The sequence below is a fragment of the Planctomicrobium stercoris genome (assembly GCF_051465655.1).
In the GTDB taxonomy this organism is placed as follows: domain Bacteria; phylum Planctomycetota; class Planctomycetia; order Planctomycetales; family Planctomycetaceae; genus Planctomicrobium.
This window is the reverse complement of record NZ_CP195791.1, coordinates 1,496,742-1,517,093: the sequence shown is the minus strand read 5'-3', so window position 1 is coordinate 1,517,093 and position 20,352 is coordinate 1,496,742. Positions and strand designations below refer to the sequence as shown.

The window sequence follows — 20,352 nt, the reverse complement described above, 5'->3', positions numbered from 1 at the left end:
TGCCAATAATGGCTATGCTCCGGAGAGTCTCAGCCTCTCAGGAGTCGATCGAATGGACGGGCCTCTCTCCACGGATCAGCCGCGATTTCCGCCTGATGTCGACCGATCCGCAGAGTCTTTAGATCAAGCTGGCTCTTCACAGCTGCCTGATGACGGTCTGAAGAATCTGGCGCAGGCGGCACGCACCGACCACCTGCGATCCGCTCGGATCACAATGTTTGCCATCGGCGGGATCACCATCGCTGTGAATCTGTTACTGGCCCTGTTTGCCAAATCAGCTGTGGACAGTCAGTTCGAGGCAGAGATCCGGCAGCTGCAGAATCAAGGAATGGTCCTTGATATGGAACAGGTGGTATTGCTCAAGGCCGATGCGGTCAGGTCCACTCAGCTGTCCGGATTTGGTTTCGCAGGGATGGGGGTGATTTTTCTGGTGCTGGGTGCCCTCGTTTACAAGTACCCGGTCCCCTGTACAGTCCTCGCACTCATCCTGTATCTCGCTGGTCTGGCGATGACAGGGCTGTCAGATCCCACACTTCTGGCACGCGGCATCTTTATCAAGATCATCATTATTGTGGCGCTTGCCAAAGCCATCCAGACAGCGACTGCTTACGGTCGCGAACAATTGGCCACCGGCTCCTGAGGAGAGGTCGCGACTCCAGTGGAACAGAAAAGTCCTGCCGACGAGTCGCCTGTGGAACCCGTTGCCGAGCGGGTTCCACGCTCATGCCGTCGCTGCCGGAACCCGTTCGATGCTGAGCAATCACGTTGCCCCGTCTGCGGGGCGAGTGCGGAGAGTTCCTCTTCTGCAGCTGGTATCGCAATCGATACGAACGACGTCGTCGACCGGGGAATGCTCGCGGTATGCTATTGCTACGGGGCAATGCTCGGCATTTCCGCCCTCTATGGAGTGACCAGATCTACTAAAATTGCGGAAACACCGACGGGCCGATTGATCTCCTGCGGAGTGACACTTGCCGTTTTTATCGGAGCCGCACTGATTGCCTGGAGAAAGACGAGGAACGTGCCGGTCCCCATCGAACCATTGCATTCCCCGCTGAAAGCCTGGACGCTGCTGCTCCCATTACTCGCACTGGCGCTAGCTGCCAATTCGGGTTATCACCGTGTTCTGAAAAATGACTTCCACGTCCCGGTCACGGACAACTATGTCGAACTGCTGGGTTCCGTGACGGCAGCGATTCTGATGGTCTGCGTTGCCCCTGCACTTGTGGAAGAGTTTTTCTTCCGCAGCATTGCCTGGAAACCGACCCGAAATCTCATGGGGTCGCACGCCACGGTGCTGGTGACGTCCGCAATGTTCGGGATGGCTCATATCGGCGTCCCACTCAGCATTCCAATCCTCTTTGGAGTCGGATTGGTGCTGGGGTATCTCCGGCTTTGGAGCGGCGGCCTCATCGCCCCGATGATCGCCCATTTCTTACATAATCTCGTTGTCGTTCTTTACCCGGACTTCTAATGGAAGAAACGCTTCGCCTCGAACGCCGTCCGCCCACCCTTGCGATCATTCTGACGGTGGCAGTCGCTGCCCTGGTCGCAGCGTACTTGATTACAGCAACACCGCATTTCTTAATTGCGGCAGCACTGCCGCTGGTCTACGCAGTCTGGTTCTGGCTCGCCCGCCCGTCTGAGTCAACACTCGTCTTTGGCCCGGACTCGGTCAAGGACGAACTTCAGGAGAGATCGATTTTTTATAACGAGATCTGCGGATTAACCATTTCAGGGACGACACCGCCTGCTGATAAAGTCCCCGACAATCCGGGAACGCTCATCATCGTCAAAGACAGCCGCTATCAGTATCACCGGGATCTGAATCGCCAATCGGCCGGAAACGCTTACAAGAATTTGATCGACCGCATCCCGCTCACCGGGTCGCGTCAGGTCGCTCAGGAACTCAAGCAACGGCTGGCGAACGATCTTTCGATGTTCGACGATGATCTCGTCTACACGTATCGTGCCCGCGATGAAATGCAGTCTCCCAGATCGCTCGCCACCGGGATGTTTGCAGCGTTTTTAGGGGTAGCCATCATCTGGATTATCGCAGGGAATCAGGACCGATCGCTGGAAGCCTGGACAGCGGTCGGGATCATTACCGGAGTGATTGCCCTGATCGGCCTGGTGCTCTCAGCCTGGTCGACGAACTCTTTCTACGGGAAAGCCATTCCCAATCGTCTTTCAGCCAGCCTGATCGTCAGCCCCCGAGGAATTGCCCTGGTGCAAGGCCGTTTGACTGGCGAGCTGAAATGGGGTGAGATGAAATCGATCGAATGCGGTCACATCTCGGGAGACACATTCCCGGCTCTTTCGACACCACGCATTATTGCCATCAAGGTCGACGGAGCTCTCATTCCGATTCATGACATCTACGACCGACCCCTGGCAACGATTCACCGCTGCATGAAACGGTACTGGGAGACCCGCTAAACTTTTGCAAAGCCGCATTGCCAGAGCAGCCTGAGGTGACTCATCATGACCCGTCGGCCGGCGTTCCTCTGGTTCAGCCAGATCTTTGAGAATGACTGGACCGACGGCCTTCTGCTGGCGGTTCCCTATGAGGGTCTTGCTCACTGGGACAGTTCTGATGACCGGTATGACGAGATCGCCAGCCAAGAGGAGAACTTCGTCTTAGTGAAGCTGGGACCGACCGCAGGTCTTTTCATCGGTGAAGATGACGGAGTGCATGAAGCACACTGGATGCGGCTGAGTGCGGATGAACCACTCATGCTTGTCGTATGGTCTGCCTGGAACAATGCCTTTCGATCTGACTTGAGCGACAAGCAATTCGCCCGGGCTTGGCGCGAGCAGCGGGATCCCCGGCAGCAGTGGCTTCAGGAAGCCCTTCGAACTCACCTCGACTGGCACCCGCACACAATCACTCAATCGATCCCCAGCGGCATGCTGTTTCTGATGCATGGAAACAGCAAAGCGTGGAAGGCGAAGCTGGCAAAACCGGACTCGCTGGTGAAGTGCGGAGAAACGGTTCCTGTCGGCCTGAATCCTGGGAATTACCGAATCCAGACCACGGTGATCAACGAGCTGCCGGACGGAAACCGTCTCTGTCTGGTCTGCCGATGGATTCGGGTCAATTGAACACCGATGCAGTCACCAAGGGGCCTTCGCCCCCCCCCCTGCTCGCCGGCTGCCGGTTTTTTCTTGAACTTGTGGCGAATTGACTCTCTCACCCGTCCCCTTAGAATGAACGGTTTTCCACCCCCGGATTTCAACGCCACACTCTTTCCGACGGAAACCTCGATTGGACGACGCTCTCAGTAAAGTCAATGTACTGGTCGAAGCCCTGGAATGGATTCGACGCTTTCGCGACCGCTACGTGGTGATCAAGCTGGGAGGGAGTGCTCTGGACGATCCGGAGTCGGTCTACCGGTGCCTGTCCGACGTCGTATTCATGGAAGCGGTCGGCATGCGGCCCATTCTGGTTCACGGCGGCGGAAAAGCGATCAGCCGGGGAATGAGCGAAGCGGGGATCGAGCCCCGTTTCGTGCAGGGTCGCCGTTACACCGATGACGAAACGCTGAAAATCGCCACCCGCGTTCTGACCGAGGAGATCTGCGAGTCGCTGGTCGACCAGATCTGCACTCAGGGAGGCCGGGCCATCTCTCTGCATCTGGGATCTCAGAACGTGCTGCAAGGGCGGCGTCTGACTCTTCCGGATGAGCATGGGAACCCGATCGACCTGGGGCGTGTCGGTGCGGTCACGAACATCAACCGGGAAGTCCTGCAGGCGGTCTGCCGGGGAGGGGCCATTCCCGTCATCCCGTCCATCGCCCTGGACGACGAGGGCCAGCCGCTGAACGTCAACGCGGATACCGCAGCTGCCGCCATCGCCAAACTGATGGATGCCGAGAAGCTGGTGTTCTTAAGTGACGTCCCGGGAATTTTCCTCGACAAGAATGACCCATCCACACTGGTTCCGCATATGACGGTGGGCCGCTGCCGGGAACTCATCGCCGACGGCACCATCGCAGCCGGAATGGTCCCCAAGGTGGAAGCGGCCCTGGAAGCACTGGAAGTGGGTGTGGAGAAGATTCACATTATCGATGCCCGGATTCCGCACTCACTGCTGCTGGAGATCTATTCCGACAAGGGAGTCGGAACGGAAATTGTGTTGTGAGGAGTTAGGGGTTAGGAAGTAAACGCAATCCCCTCAACCTTCAACCCTCAACCTTCAACCCTCAACCCTCAACCGTCAACCCTCAACCGTCAACCCTCAACCGTCAACCCTCAACGCCCCATGACCATCTCGCATCGCTCCAGCGCCGACACGATCGCTCTCTTCGACAAATACGTGATCGGAAACTATCGGCGTTACCCCATCAGCCTGGTGCGGGGTGAAGGGTCTCGCGTCTGGGACGCGGAGGGGAATTGCTACCTCGACCTGTTCCCCGGGTGGGGCTGCAACATCCTGGGATATTCACCTCAGCGAGTGATCAAGGCCGTCCAGGAGCAGGTTGCCCAGCTCATTCACGTGCCGAACACATGGCATACGGAAGCGCAGGGAGAATTCGCCGAAGCGATCTGCACGCGCAGCTTCGGTAAAGCATTCTTCTGCAACAGCGGTGCAGAGTCGATCGAAGCAGCCATCAAGCTGGCCCGGCTGGCGACCGCCAAAGAGAAATACAAGATCATCACCTTCGAGAACGGTTTTCACGGTCGGACGTTTGCTGCCGTCACCGCGACGGCACAGCCCAAGTACCATGAAGGGTTCGGACCGCTGGTCGCGGGCTTCAACTATGCTCCTCACAACGATCTGGACGCTGTCCGTGCTCTTGTCGATGACGAGACAGCTGCCATTCTGGTCGAACCCGTTCAAGGGGAAGGGGGAGTGAATGTCCCGGCACCTGGCTTCCTGGAAGGACTGCGGCAGATCTGTGACGAACACGACATGCTTCTGATCTTCGATGAAGTGCAGACCTGCATGGGGCGAACCGGATACTGGTTCGGATACCAGACGTTCGGCGTGCAACCGGACATCATGACCATGGCCAAAGGGATCGCCGGAGGAGTGGCCTGCGGTGCGCTGATTGCCAAAGAAGAAATCGCCCCTGCCCTGCGACCCGGGATTCACGCCAGCACCTTCGGCGGCAATCCGCTCGCCATGGCCGCCGGTCTGGCAACGATTCAGACGATCGAAGAAGAGAACCTGCTGGAGAGCGTCAAAATGATGTCCGACCGCTTCCGGCACCGGTTCGAGACGCTGAAGGAAGAACTCCCGATCATTGATGAAGTCCGGGTCTGCGGCATGATGATCGGCATCGAGCTGAATATCGAAGCAGCACCGGCCGTCAAGAAATGCCTGGACCGCGGCCTGCTGATCAACGCGACTCACGACACGGTCGTTCGCCTGCTCCCGGCAATGAATGTGACCGAAGAAGATGTCGACCAGGGCTGCGATATTCTCAGTGAGGTCCTGCGTGAAATGGCCGAGTAGGATGCATGCCAATGCATCGATCCCAACATCAGCAAAATTGCGGGCGACGTTCGGTGGGGCGATCGCTGGCACTTGCAGCTTCCCCTGCGCACTGGCCATCGTGATGAATGTGGTTCCGCGGCGCAATGAAGGGAGTCGACTCGCCGTTGACATCCCATGGACCATCTACGCTCTTTTGACCGTTGCAGCGTCTTTAACACTTCTTCCTTTCATCGGGCTTTTCCTGCGAAAGTCGTCTGCATTCTTCTCTGACTTCGCTGGATACGCTGGCATTGTGCTGATATGCATGTCTGTGTCCCTGCCATCTCTTCGCCGTGATTTTATGGGCAATTTCTGACGTGCGTCTCCAATCGAAAATTGCCTACATCGTGGCACGCGTTTAACAGGACTTCCCATGGATCTGATCTATCGTTTCGACCCTACGCAGCCACTGACTGTGCCCAGAAACCTCACCGCAGATGGGGTTACCGAGATGCTGCAAGCAGGGAATCAGCGTTTCGTCGAGATGCTGCAGACCATGCAAAGAACAATCTCCGGAGAAACGTCCGGGGACTCGGTGATTCTTCGAGCCTGTCCGATCTCGCTGGGACTGCCGATCACTCCGGGGCTCGTGCCGTTGCAGTCACCGTTTGCCCTGGTGGTGGGATGCTCAGATGCCCGCGTGCCGATTGAAATCGTGTTTGACCAGTTCTTCAACGGGATGTTCGTGGTCCGCGTGGCAGGCAATGCCCTGAGCACCGAAGGACTGGGAAGCATCCAGTATGCCGTCAAGACCATGGCGGACAGCCTGCGACTTGGGCTGGTGCTCGGCCATACCGGATGTGGAGCGATGACAGCTGCCGTCGATTCGTATCTGCATCCGCATGACTACATCGAGATCGGATTCAGTCATGCCCTTCGCTCTGTGCTGGATCGGGCGATGATTGCAGTCCGCGGAGCCGACCGGGCTCTCAAGCTGGCCATCAGCAACTCCCTGCTCTCCACCTCCCAGCGACGGGCGATCCTGATTGAACTGACGGTTTATCTCAACGCAGCGGTGACGAGCTACCAGCTGCGGCAGGAAGTGCGTCAGATGGGACATTCCGACATGCGGATCAGCTATGGCGTCTACGATCTGGCGGATGGATACGTCCGCTCCTGCCCAGGTTCCGGGCTGCAGGAACCGTGCGTGACTGGCATCGTCTTCTCCGAACCCCCCGAAAGCCCGGAAGCGTTCGTCGATCTGGCTCGAGAGTGGGCAACGCAGATTCTGTCACGGTAATTGGGTTCACATCGAACCACCAGATACTCAGAGATCCAGGCTTCGAAGCTCGGAATTCGTGTGGAAGTGAGAACATCACCGAACTGCCTGCGGCGATATGGTCGCGGCTTCTATTTCAGTTCAAGAAGAAGCTGGTTCTTGCCTTCTTTCACCTGAAATTCCAGGCCTGAAGTTTCCATCGCCTGGTATTTCTTGGGCACGGCTTTCAAAACATTTCCCTCAGGGGTTCCGACCTTTGAAGGAGGAATGTTAAACGTGACATATGCCCGATAGTCGCCAACAGGAATCGGCCCTTCCAGCGTATACGAACCGTCAGCATTCAGCGTTCCGGACGCTCCTGCTCCGAGTGCTTCAGAAATGAAGTTGACCCGACCTGTTGCGAGAGGCTTCCCCGCAAACGTGACATTTCCTGACACCAGACCGGAGGGGCGGGCCTCCCGTCTCCCGCCACAACCAACCAACATCCCGCACACCATCATGCACAGACCTAAGCAAATTGTTTGCTTAAGAGCAGCGGCTGATAATCGAAGCGCACCCTGCTTCGGACTGTAAGCCGGAACGGGCACCGAGTCCAAACGGCACTGAGCACATTCGATGAACAATCGTACTCTCCTGATGAAATGAATCTGCGACGCTGTACTCCGTGCCTCCCATGGATGACTCATAGAATATGAGACAAAGCAGGCCATTGAAATTGTGGGAGACCGAAAACCCCGACCATATCGAATTTTCGGTCTCACCTACAACCAAATTTGAGGAAGGTTTCTTTAATACGATCCCCCTCAGAATTCCGGCAGACAGTGTGCAGCTGACTTCCGGCCCTCTTGCTAAGGGCAGGAGTCATGAATTTCAGTATTCTCCGGGAACGAGGCTGTCATTCATCGCACCAAGACAGAGAAGAGTGTCCATAGAGATGTTTTCGGAGAGAAAAACAACTTTTCCGTCGCCGAAGAGAGCATGGACTCCCCCCGTGTGAAAAGACGTCAGGGGCGTATTGTTATATCCCGCTCCCGAATGGGGAGGGGCCGTTTTCGGGTTCGGTGCGTAGACAATCGTGCTGAGTCCGCCTCCGTATCCATTTGTTGGTGTCTCATCCACTCCGCGATGTCCCGCCCACGCCCCAGCAATATTTTTTCGACGATCCACACCTGCGATCGCACCTGAGTCTTCCCCGACGATGATGGTATTCGAGAGTCCATCCGTGCAGTCACGGATCCGCGAACTGTGTGTAATCTTCATCAGACCATTTAAAGCCATTGTTCCATAACTGAGATTCAGGACTGCGGTATCATTGAATGGCGACGAGGAACGATACGCGCCTTCAATTCCGACATAGTCCACGCACATCCCCACATCAGAACCGTCTTGACTGGCCCCTTCTCCATTGGCCGGCAGTCCCTTTGCAAAATTCTCCCACACACTGGACGGACAGCGATACCCAGAGACAACGGCGGTTTTTAGTATCTCATTCGACCCTGCGCCGGATCCAAAGCCCCCGGGGCTTCCAATCCAGGAACTGTGTCCAGCGAATCCCTGTCCTGCCCGCGGAGTCTGTGTCAGGCTATTAAAAAACGAGGACTGATCCAATTGAGGAAGGATTCGCGAACGCCAGTTAGGCAACCAGAGGCCCGGCGACTGTGAGCCAATTGGAAATGCGGAATAAATCTCGTGGTAGTTATGCAGGGCGAGACCAATCTGCTTGAGATTATTCTTGCACTGACTCCGGCGGGCCGCTTCGCGTGCCTGTTGAACCGCCGGAAGTAAAAGTGCAATCAAGACCGCAATGATGGCAATGACCACCAGCAACTCAATGAGCGTGAATCCCCTTTGCCGGGTAAATGGCGTAGACAACATCTAGCGACTCCTGCGATGCGTTGGATATTAAGAAGCAAAAATGGCTGCAGACCTGGATGGGAGAAATCAAGCAGTTTTTAAGATTGTTTCCACTATGCCTCATGGATCGCGGTTCAGACTAGTCAACATTGCGACAAAAAATGTGGAATTCTGCGACACATGCTCCAATCAGCCAGGCATGAGATTAACCACCCATCTCTGGACTTGAACTCATGTAACTCGCCCAGCACCCGGTTTCAGCGGATAAGCCAGCACGTTGTACCGGGTTCCGGTGACATCCCCATTGAGCGGGCGATTTCCCTCGAAGCGGCCAGAGGCTATTGGCGAAAAACTCGATTGCGGTGACGTCACCACGATGCTTCAGGGACAAAACTTGTAATTCACCGAGATACTTCAGCCCCTGTCGGAGTCCCGTTCCACCAAGACGCTGAGCGAGGAGCGGCCGTTCGTCCCAGTCGACCTTCCCTCGAACAGTGGGCCCGCCGGGGTATTCTTGCTTGGAGCCGAGAAAATGCTGTTGATTTTGAACACCCGTGCGAGTTTTGTTCAAAGAGCATTCACGAAGTTCAATTCAGAATCTCGGGAGATCGCGATGCACCGGAATCCTTCCACAGCCACAACACGATGGCGCACGGTTTTGACATTCATGGCCGCGGGTTTCATAACGCCCATCGCAATCGCCGACCAGAAACCGTCGGCTGATGAGACTCACGTCAAGGTGACGTTTTCAGGCGGACATGAGACAGAGGGCGTTGACCGGGGCCGTCCGGTGAATCTCATCGCCGGGGCACTGGGGGTGAAGCCGGAAGTATTTCGAAAAGCATTCAGCGGAGTGCGTCCCGCAGCGGGTGGCCGTCCCCCGGAAGCTGCTCAGGTCCATCAGAACAAAGCCGTTTTGATGAGAGCACTGGGGCCGCTGGGGGTGACCAACGATCGGCTCGATGCGGTGTCCAACTATTACCGGATTCGTCCTGGGGAGATGTGGCCTACCCAGCCTGCTGAGGCAGTCGCGATCGTGAAGAATGAGGAGATCGTCCGCTTCGAAGTGACCAAAGGGGGCAGCGGATACTGCTCGCAGCCGAAGATCAGCGTCCCGGGCCACAAGGTGCCGCCGGTGCAAATCGAGCTCTCCTTCGGACCGAAATTCGAAGAGAACGGGGCGATCTCAGCGATCAACATCCAGAAGTAGGGTGCATGTCAATGCACCACGAATTCAATGCCCATTGATGAGTCGGCGCATCAACACTCGCCCTGGTTTTGCACCATCCCATCTTCTGCAGATGAATCGGTGCATTCGCATGCCCCCTTCAGTTGAAGTTAGTGATCATGAGCCGACAACTCACAGCTAGCCCGTGTCTCCGGATTGCTCAGCAGCCACCGAACGATCAATTTTCAGAAATGAGAGGAGTGACTGAATTTCATGTACGTCGCCAAGTCTTAAAGAAACCGCAGTTCACGGTCCTGGGAAGTCTGATGTCCGTCGCCTGCTGATCCTTGCGATCACCATGATGTGTGACGTACCTTGTGCATCACTTTTGTCTGCGGCCGCGCCGACGCTCTCAAATTTCGAGAATTTTCGTTCGGTCTGACGCCCGGGCTACGTCATGAATGATGCAGAAAAGCCTTCCAGCGACGAAGTGGAGGCTGAAGAGTTTCTACAGGTGCGGAACCTGCGCAGCGATGATGAGCAGATCCTTGAGCAGCTCATGACGTTTTACCGTCCCTACCTGATCAGCATCGCAGAGCAGTTCCTCCCGGGCTCGATTCAATCGCGAGTCGATCGGTCAGACCTGGTGCAGGAAACACTGATGCGAGGTCTGGCCCAACGAGATCAATTTCGGGGCACGACGGATGCCGAACTGGGAGCCTGGCTGCGAAAGATCCTGCAGAACGTCGCTCTCGACTGGGTGCGGCACCACACTGCAGACAAACGAAGCGTCCATCGGGAAGCGAAAACGAACGTCCTCGACGCGAAATCGCAACCCACGCCGAGTCAGGATTACTTCAGGAAGGAGGAGTTCGAACGCATTGCCGAAGCCATGACAAAGTTGACGAAGGAACAGCGAACCACTGTGGAACTGCGCAGCCAGGGATTGACTTTCGGGGAGATTGGCGAGCGTATGAATCGGTCGGAAGATGCGGTGAGAATGCTGTGGGGACGAGGACTGGCATCACTGATGGAATTGCTGCGACGAGATGGCTGCGCTGAATGAATCTGCTGACGTCCCGCCGGAATGGATCGACCGGATGGTTCGGCTTGATGAATCTGTTCGATCGGGTTCCCTGCGAGGACAAACCTCCGCCGACCACGAGCAACGGGAGGCCGAACGCCTCATGCTCAACCTGCAGGCGATGCATGCCCCGTCGCAAACGCCCAGTGACCCTCAGGCGACTATGCTGCCGGGACGTATCGGTCGGTACGAGGTTCAGCGGATGCTGGGGGCGGGGGGATTCGCGGTCGTCTATCTGGCTCGGGATCCGAGACTGCTGCGTGATGTCGCTGTGAAAATCCCTCTTCCGTCGAGATTAATCAACCTGGACACTCGGCAGCGATTCATACAGGAAGCCCAACTGGCAGCACAGCTGGACCATCCCCATATCGTACCCGCTTTCGAAGCCGGTGAAGAGGGACCCGTCCCGTTCATCGCGTATGCGTACTGCTCCGGACCAACCCTCGCTGCGTGGATTCAGGACCACGGGCCCATGCCGCCTGAAGATGCTGCCAGATTGATTTCCCGACTGGCAGATGCCGTCGCCTACAGCCACGAACGAGGCATTCTTCACCGTGATCTGAAACCGGCAAATGTGCTGCTGTTCCCTTCAACACGTGTGAACGAATCACGTTTTCCGTTCACCCCCAAGCTTTCGGATTTCGGCTTGGCGAAGTTGATGGAGTCGGCTGCTGCGGACACATGCTCGAGCATGATCCTGGGGAGCCCGCTGTACATGGCTCCCGAACAAGTCGAATCGATGCGGAACGTCTCTCTCCCTTTGGCAGACGTGTATGGTCTGGGAGGGATTCTCTACGAACTGCTGACGGGTCGCCCGGCAATTCAGGGTGAGACTGTGATCCTGGCGCTGGAATCCATCCGGGCGGGAAAGATTGAAAAGCTGCGGAAGGTCGACCCCCGAATTCCTCATGATCTGGCGATGATCTGCGAAAAATCCCTCGCAACAACGCCGGAGGATCGATATCAATCCGCTGCAGAACTGCGAGATGATCTCTTCCGTTTTCTGAAAGGGGAACGGATCTCCGCACGTCCTGTCAGCGCGGGAGTTCTCGCGGTGCGGTCCCTGCAGTCGCCGTCGAGGATTCGCGAGGCTTCCCGATTGGTGATGACGAACAGTATTGCACTGATCTTCTGGACCGGTTTCTGGCCGGTCGGCAGCTGGTTCGGACTTCCACTCCCCAACTGGATGCCCTCGGATGATCTGATTTCGTACACAGCTCCGCTGATCGCTCAAGCCCTCTTAACGATCTGGCTGGGGGAACGAATCTCCAAGCACAAGGAGTGGGCCGCCGCAATTGTGACGATTGCCGGAATGGTGCTGTGCTTTTATGTCACCTTGATTCTGGGTGAGTGGATTCCGCCTCCCTATCCGCGTATTTACGCGAATCAGGGGACGCGTGATATCGTCTATTTGCTACTTTTCAGTCTGTTCGCCATGCAGACGATGTGGGGCGGATGCGCCTGGCTGGCCATTCGGCAAAGCCGGCACCGGAAAACAGCGCTCCGATAGACCATGATGGTATTTGTCAGGCCGTTGGTGCATTGGCATGCACCCTACTTCTGGATCATCCCCATCTTCTGCAGCTTCGAGAGGCATTCATCTCGTTCCCGGCTGCGGGTGAGTTCCTTCCAGTTGGCATGCTGGCATTCGTTGAAGACGGCCTGCGTGAACGGGGGAACCAGTTGGTGTTCGGTCGCGTAGGCCTGCATCTGCTGGATCACTTCGACATCCAGCCGGGTCAGGTACATCGCCTGCATCCGGTAATCCTGAAACGCCTCCCAGACCACCGGGAACAACGGGGCAACAATCTTTTCGCCGATGGTTGTCGCGTACTGGCGAATCTCCAGCTGCGCGTGGGAATCCATGCGCAGGGCCAGGAAGTGCAGCAGGTTATGCAGGTCCACTTTCCAGTACGCTTCGGTATAGCTGCAGAGCGGCAGATCCTTGCGGGCCAGTTCGCGGGCGACCCCTGCTTCCAGCCGCTCCTGATAAAGATCGCGGGCGGACTGCTGAAATGCTTTTTCGGACTCGGTCAGACGGGTTCCGACATCGGGAGGAAGCGTGCCGTCGCTCCCCTGCCGGTTGCTGACCGCCTGTGTTCGCCATTCATCCGGAAGCGTCGTCTGCAGCGAATCAATGGCGACGGAGTAGCGGGTACTGTATTCGTTGACGTTTGCCGTGCGATGTCGAATCCACTGCCGCCAGCAGTCCATCGGGACGCGGACCAGCAGCTTGATTTCCGCCATTTCGAAGGGAGTGGTATGTCGATGCCGCAGCAGGTAACGGATCAGCGTGCGGTCGTCGGAGACTTTCTTGGTCCCTGCTCCATAACTGACGCGAGCCGCCTGCACGACTGCGCTGTCATCTCCCATGCAGTCGACCAGACAGACAAATCCGTCGTTGAGAACCGGAAACTTTTCCCAGCGGAGCGAATCAATGGCAGGATTTTGAGACATGGAGGAGGCACAACTCTGAATCAAGTCAACGACAAATGAAGATCTGCCTGCCAACCGGCCGACGACAGCAGGGATTATGGCCGTCCCGAAGGAGGAGTTCAATTAAGTCGGCCAAACCGCACTGCCACAGGCCCGTTAACTTCGAAATGAAGTAACTGGTGAGGCAGGAACGTCCGGCTGTAGAGCCTGCAATGCATTGGCGTACAATGTATTGGGCACAAATCGTTTCAGAAAAAACAGCCAGGGCTGCTGCCGGATGGTTTCCGCTAGAGCAGAGGTCCGGCTGAGTACGATCGCCAGGTGAGTCTGAGGATCGATGCGGTAATGGAGCCTCACGCCGAGATTGCTGACGAGCTGAAACGTTTCGACCAGCACAGCGTCCTCCGCGCAGATCTGATAATTCGCCCCTCGCCCCGCGATCAGGATGTGGCGTTCGCTTTCATCAAAGAGCACGAGCACATCGTCCTGACTGTCAATGTTGACTCCGGACATGCCGCCCGGCGGATTCAAGTCTGCGGGAAAGACTGGACCTCCAGTGAGATGCTGCACGAGCAACCTTGCGGAATCTCCGATCAGGAAACCGTAAATTCGCTGTGAAAACACCAGTGGCGTTAACAACAGGAGAACTGCTGTCAATGTGCAGAGAAACGCGACTTCGGTGATCAGGTTTCCCATCTGCCCCTGCTTCAGGTGGGCAGGGAGCGAGACCAGAGTCACCCCCATGCACAGGATGGTGAATCCCGCAGCCAGAAACAGCAGCGAGACCCGGCCCGCCGTCCAGCCTCTCACGGGTTGAGCAGCCCCGGGGAGGCAGAACGATCGACGCACTTCGAAAATCTTCTCTCGCGGGATCTCTTTCATGACTTGCAGAGATGCCAGGATCGCCTCAGCTCGAAAATCCGATTCCCAGCTCTTCTTCGCCATCAAATCGGTCCAGGCTGATTCCGACAGACTTCCCACAGCTCATATAAAATGGAGAGACGAGTCTAACTTTTCCGGTGATCCTCGGAAATCGATCGTGAGCATCCCGCGGCAATAGGTGCGGAATTTCCTCCCCCGCCTGGGTCGAAACGAAACTCCAGCATCAGTTGCATTGAATCCGAACAGCATCCCCCGTAGCATCGGGTTTCTTGGAATCAGCCAACGGTGATCTGAAATTCCCATGATGTCACCTGACAGCTGATCGCATCCCATCGGGACTGCGACAGGTTCCATTGTGATGGAACACACCCATTCGACTTTAGACCCAGACGCTCACATGTCCGCAATCGAATCCGTCCTGCAGGAAAGCCGACTGTTTCCACCTTCTCCGGAGTTCTCTCAGGGAGCGCATATTTCCTCTGAAGAGCACTACGAACAGCTCTGGAACCGGGCCAAAGACAATCCCAGCGGATTCTGGGGAGAACTTGCTCAGACGGAACTCGACTGGTTCAAACCGTTCGAGACCGTGATGGAAGGCAAAATGCCGGACACCAAATGGTTCTCCGGCGGAAAGATCAACGCGAGCTATCAGTGCCTGGACCGGCACCTGAAGACTCATCGCAAGAACAAAGCCGCCATCATCTGGGAAGGTGAACCGGGCGATACCCGCATTCTCACTTACCAGCAGCTTCATCGCGAGGTCTGCAAGTTCGCCAACGTCCTGAAGAAACTCGGCGTCGTGACCGGTGACCGCGTCACTCTGTACATGCCGATGATCCCCGAACTCGCCATCGCCATGCTCGCGTGCGCCCGCATCGGCGCCACGCACTCCATCATCTTCGGCGGATTCAGTTCCGACGCCATTGCTGATCGCAATAACGATGCGCAGTCCAAAGTTGTCGTCACCGCCGACGGCGGATGGCGTCGCGGAAAAGAAGTTCCGCTGAAGGCGAACGTCGACATTTCTCTCGAGAAATCCCCCAGCGTCGAGAAAGTGGTCGTCGTCCGGCGGACCGGCGGCGAAGTCGACATGCGTCCTGATCGGGACTACTGGTGGCACGACCTGATGGAACAGGTGGACGCTGACTGTGAACCCGAACAACTCAATTCCGAACATCCCCTCTTCATCCTGTACACATCAGGTTCGACCGGGAAACCCAAAGGGGTGCTGCACACCACTGCCGGTTATATGCTTGGAACCATGATGACCACCCGCTGGGTCTTCGATATCAAGGACGAAGACACCTACTGGTGCACAGCTGACATTGGCTGGGTCACCGGTCACAGCTACATCGTCTACGGTCCGCTCGCCAACGGAGCGACCTCGGTCATGTTCGAAGGGGCTCCCAACTGGCCGGATGAAGGCCGATTCTGGGAGATCATCGAAAAATACCGCGTCAATATTTTCTACACCGCTCCCACTGCCATCCGTGCCTTCATCAAATGGGGCGATCAGTGGCCGCAGAAGTACGACCTCTCTTCCCTGCGACTGCTGGGAACCGTGGGTGAACCGATCAACCCGGAAGCCTGGATGTGGTACCACCGTGTCATCGGCGGCGAACGCTGTCCGATCGTCGATACTTGGTGGCAGACCGAAACGGGCGGTATCATGATCAGCCCCCTTCCGGGTGTCACCGCGACCAAGCCCGGTTCCTGCACCAAGCCACTTCCGGGCGTGGTTCCTGCCATTGTCGACGAGAAGGGAAATCCTCTCGAAGCCAATCAGGGGGGACTGCTGGTGATGACACAGCCGTGGCCGCACATGCTGCGAACCCTGTATGGCGATCATCAGCGATTCGTCGAAACCTACTTCGGCAAGCTCGAAGGGAAATACTTTGCAGGCGACGGCGCCCGCAAAGATCAGGACGGCTATTACTGGGTGATGGGCCGCGTGGATGACGTGCTCAACGTCTCCGGTCACCGCCTGAGCACCATGGAAATCGAATCGGCCCTGGTCTCCCATCCGCTTGTCGCGGAAGCAGCAGTTGTCGGCTTCCCCCACGACCTGAAGGGCGAGGGAATCTGCTGTTTCGTCACCCCCAAGGGAGTGACCCCCAGCGATGCCGAGAAGAAAGAACTGATCAACCACGTCCGCAAGCAGATTGGCGCCCTGGCCACTCCCGATCAGATCCGCTTCACCCCGGCTCTGCCCAAGACCCGCTCAGGCAAGATCATGCGACGCCTGTTGCGGGACATCGCCGCGGGGAAAGAAAGCATCGGCGACACGACGACACTGGAAGACTACGCAGTGCTGGCGAAGTTGCGGGAAGAAGAGTAGTCCGCCTGACGTTCTTGTTTAACTGCGACTCGCAGACGAGCATTCGGCAGACGGACCGGAGATCGTATGTCCACATCTTCGCCACGTTATCGCATCGTCGATTTCGATCAGATTCCCGCGGTGAACTGTCCGTGCGGAACCGCGAAGAGAGCGTTTGCCGATGAGCCCGACTCCCCCACGACGGTGCATGTCACGCAGATCACCGAAGAGGCCCGGACTCATTATCACAAGCGACAGACGGAGACGTATTACATTCTCGAGTGTGAGCCTGGCGCACAGCTGCAACTGGATGAGGAAATCATTCCAGTCCACGCGGGGCTGTGCGTTCTCATTCCCCCCGGAGTTCGCCACCGGGGGATCGGCCGTATGCGGATCATCAACATTGTGATCCCGAAGTTCGACCCCGAGGATGAGTACTTCGACTGAATCTTCCCCGACCGGGAGAAGACGGGAGCATCTCCGTCTTGCAGCCAGTCCCTTCGCGTTCTGTGGAAAATCAGCGTGAAATGAAACGGGACTCTTACCGCGAGTTCACTGGCTCGTTTCCGTCGCAGTCACCGGGACAGTGGGTTGAAAAGGCGATTCGGACTTCGGTTGTCTGCCTTCCGGAAGTTTCACCCACCGCAGCAGTCCAGGCAGGAGCAGCAGGTTCCCCAGAAGTCCCCCCAACATCGCCATGCTCACGAGGACACCGAAGTAGATCATCGGGACGAAGTTCGACATCGCCAGAATACTGAAGCCGATGATCAGTGCGATGTTGGCGAGCAGCAGTGCCAGCCCTGCCCCCCCATGAGCATGTTTGACCGCCTGCAGGTGGGTGTCCCCCCGACGTCTGGCGGTCAGGTACTCCGTGAGATAGAGAATCGTCGTATCCACGGTGAGTCCAATCGAGACGCTGGCGATCATCGCAGTCCCGATGTTCACCGGAATCCCGAACCAGCCCATGCCGCCGATCACCAGGATCAACGGGAGAATATTCGGAACTAACGAAATCAATCCGATCGTCAGGCTGCGATAGGCGAGCGTCATACAAACCAGGATCCCCAGCGACGAGTAAATGAAACTCGTCACCTGATCCCCGAGCAAGCTGGAGATGATGTATGCAAGCAGAACGTAGAGCCCGCTCGCCTTCGCATCAGGGAAATACTTCCGGGCGGTCTTTTCCACTTCCTGAATGAGCTGAAGCTTCACCTCAGCGGGCTTCTGTTCGAGTGCCCGCAACACGATTCTCATGCGTCCCTGTTCGGAATTGTATAACGACGGTTCCATCTCCGGCTGGAGATGCTGCATCATCTCGCGACGTTCCTGCAGCAGGGCGTCGCGGAATCGCGGAAGCGCACGGAAGAGTCCCCGCTTTTCGGTTTCGCTGAGCGGGATTCTTGGGACCAGATCAATCCCGTCGATCAGCGAGACGACCTTCGTAAGCCCGGTCCCATCGGGCAACTTCAGTGATCGGAGTTCATCCGTCAGTTCGCGGACTTCGTTCAACGGAAGTTCATCGAACTTCTGCGGAACATTGAAGGAAATCTCCCAGGTTCCCGCTCCCCCCATGCGAGTTTCATAGAACTCGATCGCCTTCACGATCGGGCTGGACTTGCGGAAGTTCTTGCTGAAGTCGGTCTCCACCCGCAGCATCAGCAGTCCCAGACCACCGAAGATGGTCAACGCGACCGTTCCAAAGACGAGAGTCCAGGGATGAAGATTGGCCCAGGTCGACATGCGGTCGAGTTGGCGGGCGAGAAACTTCTCACCGACCGGCGGACGGGGATCGGAGTGAATTCGGCCGATGAGCATCCCGCCCGGAAGAATCATCACGCACAGCAGCGGAACCAGCAGTGATCCGAGCGCCATCATAATGGAGAAGCTGCGAACCGGTGTGGCTCCGCTGGTCAACAGGGATGCAAAGCCGATGGCTGTGGTGACGGAGACCCAGATCATCGGGACCGCCAGCGTGGCAAATGTCACCTTGAAGGCTTCAAACCGATCAAGGGTGTTCCGGTGCTCCCGATAGATCACTGTGATATGCGTCGTCGTGGCAATCGCGATGACCGTGATCAGCGAGGTGAGCATCGAGCTGACCATGCTCAGCCGGATGCCGCTCAGCTGCAGAAGTCCACAGGTCCACAGCAGCGTCGCCTGGATGATCAGAATCGGAAGGACAACCCAGCGCAGGTTATGGAAGAAAAACAGGATCACCCCCATCATCAGAATGGAGGAGGCGAGCCCCAGCCACCAGCTGTCCTGATCGACATACCGGAACATGTCGTAGATCTGCACCGGCTCACCTGCGACGACAGCAGGGGGATCATGTTGTTCAGCGAGCTGCCGGATACGCCGAATCGTCTCGCCCCGGGAGACGGGAGATTGCGATTCGTCCTTCAGTCTCAGAATGAGGCAGACTGTTTTGCCATCTTCGCCGACAATCAAATGTTTTCCGAGATCGAGGAGAGCGCGTTCTGTGACTGGAAGTCTGAGGGCGACACGGACGATGCCGGTGGCCCGGGGATTCCGCAACGTTTTCCACAGGTCCTGTGTGCTCTCCCCCTGAACGCCGGGAACTTCGCTGAGCTGATCAGAAAATTCCTTGATGCGGTTCAGCTCAGCCTGACTGGTGGCGTCTTCGGATTCGTACGCAACCAGAACAAACTCGTCACCGCCGAAGTCACGTTTGTCCCGCTGGTAGGCCAGAAGCAAGGGGTCGTTCTGGTCGTACAGGGATTCAATGGATTCGTCGAGTTTGAGTTGGCGCGCCGGAACCCAGAGCGCCAGCGTGATCAACGCAGCAGCGATCAGCAGCGACCACCGGTGGCGAGCGAGCCGATCTCCCCACTTCATCCAGAATTGTTCACTTGGCGAGAGCAATCGACATTTTCGCTTTATGAGTTACGACGGGAACACTCCCTCATACGGACTGCATTCAGGTCCACAGTGACGGAGACAGCATTGATGGATACAGCATCGCCGGTCAGCAGAAATTGACTCTGCTGGTGACAACAGTGTCCCCGGATCCTTCTTATCGCCCGACCTCTGCACTCACTCCATGCGAATGCAGTGATTCACTTCAACATCCCCGAACAATAGCTCGGGCGCCCAGTTCTGACGGCGAATTCACGCCTTCACAGAAATGGAACGATGCCGATCCGCCACAGGGGTCGGTTCCAACGGTCTCGCGGTCCAGCTGACGTCAACATTGTAGCAACTGTAACGAGTGCATCAGTTGCAACGGAAGAATTAGGACGTTTCTGATTGTCCCGCATTTGCTTCCCAAGAACCACGTCCTAGGTTTCAGGTGAAGCCGGCGGGAAACATCAGCCCCGCCGACTCTCGGAATCATCGCGAATTTGTCTCTGAAATCATGCGAATCTTCGTGTCGACCGTCAGAGTTCAGCCGATCCGCGAATTTGCGAAAAACTACGTAAGCAAAATTTGCTTCCTGTGATTCGCGACCTAAGTTTCAGCGTCGAGAGGAACTGAAAGCTCAGGTCTGCTCGATCAGGAGAGAGTTTGTTCCTGGTGTGATTGCTTGGGAACGGAATGAGTCGATCCGGTTGTCCGGACGAGCCGTGTCCCAGCGAAAGGTCGGAGGTGAGAGCCCGGCCGAGAAAACAATCGAGAGAGAGAGTCCCAAATGAAGAACCTGGCCCAGAACATCAAGAAGTTCCTGAAGTCCGAAGACGGCCCGACAGCAGTTGAATATGCCGTCATGCTGGCGCTGATCGTCATCGTCTGCTTGACCGCGATCAAGGCCGTTGGGGACAACGCGACCCAGAAGTTCCAGCAAATCGCAAATGAAATGACGTAATCGAGGTCTCTGACCGCGAACGGACAGGCCAGGGGCGCCAGGAAGCGCAGCATGTGGCCTGAGAGAAGTGTGACAAAGAAACCACAG

Annotated in this window: 19 protein-coding genes; 14 read left to right on the top strand and 5 right to left on the bottom strand. The window is 56.8% G+C overall.

Annotation, left to right across the window (positions count from 1 at the left end; all coding sequences use genetic code 11):
• The first annotated feature begins 52 nt into the window (after positions 1–52).
• The 8 genes from SH661x_RS06260 (at position 53) to SH661x_RS06225 (ending at position 6,722) form a co-directional block, all read left to right on the top strand.
• Positions 53–640: a hypothetical protein gene (locus SH661x_RS06260; RefSeq protein ID WP_437229093.1), complete on the top strand. Its 588-nt coding sequence runs from the start codon at positions 53–55 to the stop codon at positions 638–640.
• A gap of 18 nt (positions 641–658) precedes the next feature.
• Positions 659–1,474, top strand: a complete 816-nt coding sequence (locus SH661x_RS06255; protein WP_437229091.1) for a CPBP family intramembrane glutamic endopeptidase — start codon at positions 659–661, stop codon at positions 1,472–1,474.
• A complete protein-coding gene (locus tag SH661x_RS06250) occupies positions 1,474–2,439 on the top strand; it encodes a hypothetical protein (RefSeq protein ID WP_437229089.1) in 966 nt (321 codons plus the stop codon). The genes SH661x_RS06255 and SH661x_RS06250 overlap by 1 nt, the downstream gene beginning before the upstream one ends.
• Before the next feature lie 45 nt (positions 2,440–2,484).
• Positions 2,485–3,105 (top strand): hypothetical protein, encoded by a 621-nt coding sequence (locus SH661x_RS06245; RefSeq protein WP_437229087.1) that lies wholly within the window; start codon positions 2,485–2,487, stop codon positions 3,103–3,105.
• 163 nt (positions 3,106–3,268) lie between these two features.
• A complete protein-coding gene (argB, locus tag SH661x_RS06240) occupies positions 3,269–4,144 on the top strand; it encodes an acetylglutamate kinase (RefSeq protein ID WP_437229085.1) in 876 nt (291 codons plus the stop codon).
• Positions 4,145–4,264: 120 nt separating this feature from the next.
• Positions 4,265–5,461, top strand: coding sequence for an aspartate aminotransferase family protein (locus SH661x_RS06235; protein WP_437229083.1), 1,197 nt, complete (start codon positions 4,265–4,267; stop codon positions 5,459–5,461).
• A gap of 1 nt (position 5,462) precedes the next feature.
• Positions 5,463–5,798, top strand: a complete 336-nt coding sequence (locus SH661x_RS06230; RefSeq protein ID WP_437229081.1) for a hypothetical protein — start codon at positions 5,463–5,465, stop codon at positions 5,796–5,798.
• A gap of 57 nt (positions 5,799–5,855) precedes the next feature.
• Positions 5,856–6,722: a carbonic anhydrase gene (locus SH661x_RS06225; RefSeq protein WP_437229079.1), complete on the top strand. Its 867-nt coding sequence runs from the start codon at positions 5,856–5,858 to the stop codon at positions 6,720–6,722.
• Between the two features lie 110 nt (positions 6,723–6,832).
• Here SH661x_RS06225 and SH661x_RS06220 read toward each other — a convergent pair whose 3' ends face one another.
• The gene (locus SH661x_RS06220) at positions 6,833–7,324 is read right to left on the bottom strand and encodes a carboxypeptidase-like regulatory domain-containing protein (protein ID WP_437229077.1); all 492 of its coding nucleotides are present in this window, start codon (positions 7,322–7,324) and stop codon (positions 6,833–6,835) included.
• Positions 7,325–7,571: 247 nt separating this feature from the next.
• Entirely contained in the window at positions 7,572–8,576 is a 1,005-nt protein-coding gene (locus SH661x_RS06215; RefSeq protein ID WP_437229075.1) for a DUF1559 family PulG-like putative transporter, read from the bottom strand.
• A 592-nt stretch (positions 8,577–9,168) separates the two neighbouring features.
• On the opposite strand from SH661x_RS06215, the gene SH661x_RS06210 reads away from it, so the two are divergent.
• From SH661x_RS06210 to SH661x_RS06200, 3 genes are all read left to right on the top strand, one after another.
• A complete protein-coding gene (locus SH661x_RS06210) occupies positions 9,169–9,765 on the top strand; it encodes a hypothetical protein (protein WP_437229073.1) in 597 nt (198 codons plus the stop codon).
• Between the two features lie 415 nt (positions 9,766–10,180).
• Complete coding sequence (locus tag SH661x_RS06205; RefSeq protein WP_437229071.1) at positions 10,181–10,789, top strand: sigma-70 family RNA polymerase sigma factor; 609 nt, start codon at positions 10,181–10,183, stop codon at positions 10,787–10,789.
• The gene (locus SH661x_RS06200; protein ID WP_437229069.1) at positions 10,773–12,317 is read left to right on the top strand and encodes a serine/threonine-protein kinase; all 1,545 of its coding nucleotides are present in this window, start codon (positions 10,773–10,775) and stop codon (positions 12,315–12,317) included. The genes SH661x_RS06205 and SH661x_RS06200 overlap by 17 nt, the downstream gene beginning before the upstream one ends.
• Positions 12,318–12,361: 44 nt before the next feature.
• Here SH661x_RS06200 and thyX read toward each other — a convergent pair whose 3' ends face one another.
• Positions 12,362–13,264 (bottom strand): FAD-dependent thymidylate synthase, encoded by a 903-nt coding sequence (gene thyX / locus SH661x_RS06195; RefSeq protein WP_437229067.1) that lies wholly within the window; start codon positions 13,262–13,264, stop codon positions 12,362–12,364.
• A gap of 135 nt (positions 13,265–13,399) precedes the next feature.
• Complete coding sequence (locus tag SH661x_RS06190) at positions 13,400–14,188, bottom strand: hypothetical protein (protein ID WP_437229065.1); 789 nt, start codon at positions 14,186–14,188, stop codon at positions 13,400–13,402.
• 334 nt (positions 14,189–14,522) lie between these two features.
• Here SH661x_RS06190 and acs point away from each other — a divergent pair, with 334 nt between their 5' ends.
• Together acs and SH661x_RS06180 are read left to right on the top strand one after the other, a co-directional pair.
• Entirely contained in the window at positions 14,523–16,463 is a 1,941-nt protein-coding gene (gene acs, locus SH661x_RS06185; RefSeq protein ID WP_437229063.1) for an acetate--CoA ligase, read from the top strand.
• A 66-nt stretch (positions 16,464–16,529) separates the two neighbouring features.
• Positions 16,530–16,889, top strand: coding sequence for a cupin domain-containing protein (locus tag SH661x_RS06180; protein WP_437229061.1), 360 nt, complete (start codon positions 16,530–16,532; stop codon positions 16,887–16,889).
• Positions 16,890–16,994: 105 nt separating this feature from the next.
• Here the strand turns inward: SH661x_RS06180 and SH661x_RS06175 are convergent, their stop codons facing one another.
• Positions 16,995–19,298, bottom strand: coding sequence for an efflux RND transporter permease subunit (locus SH661x_RS06175; RefSeq protein WP_437229060.1), 2,304 nt, complete (start codon positions 19,296–19,298; stop codon positions 16,995–16,997).
• 793 nt (positions 19,299–20,091) lie between these two features.
• On the opposite strand from SH661x_RS06175, the gene SH661x_RS06170 reads away from it, so the two are divergent.
• The gene (locus SH661x_RS06170; RefSeq protein WP_437229058.1) at positions 20,092–20,265 is read left to right on the top strand and encodes a Flp family type IVb pilin; all 174 of its coding nucleotides are present in this window, start codon (positions 20,092–20,094) and stop codon (positions 20,263–20,265) included.
• Positions 20,266–20,352 lie beyond the last annotated feature (87 nt).